The 246-nt window shown below is 41.1% G+C and carries 1 protein-coding gene; it reads right to left on the bottom strand.

All coding sequences use genetic code 11. The annotated features are described in order from the left end of the window. A partial coding sequence (locus LJE08_RS14320) for a hypothetical protein (protein ID WP_227403622.1) occupies positions 1-195 on the bottom strand: 195 nt, incomplete at its 3' end. Positions 196-246 lie beyond the last annotated feature (51 nt).

Below are 246 nucleotides of genomic sequence, written 5' to 3'. Positions count from 1 at the left end.
GTGATAAAAAATCTTGTGCGGGCCGCCCCAATTATACTGGGTTGGCGTAAAGCAGAGATAGGCAATGGCCAAAGTATAGATCAAGGCGCTCAGCATCGTAAACCATTGCCAGCCATGAAGCGGAAGACGCAAAGCTCGGTTAAACATAGTGCTCCAGATGATTAATAGTATTATAAATGGAATCCAAGAACGCAAAATTAAAAATCTCCCCAATAACTCTAACGAAAATTTAAAAACGTGGTACAA

This window comes from Holdemanella sp. DFI.5.55 (assembly GCF_020593575.1).
In the GTDB taxonomy this organism is placed as follows: domain Bacteria; phylum Bacillota_I; class Bacilli_A; order Erysipelotrichales; family Erysipelotrichaceae; genus Holdemanella; species Holdemanella hominis.
This window is presented reverse-complemented; position numbering and strand designations above follow the sequence as displayed.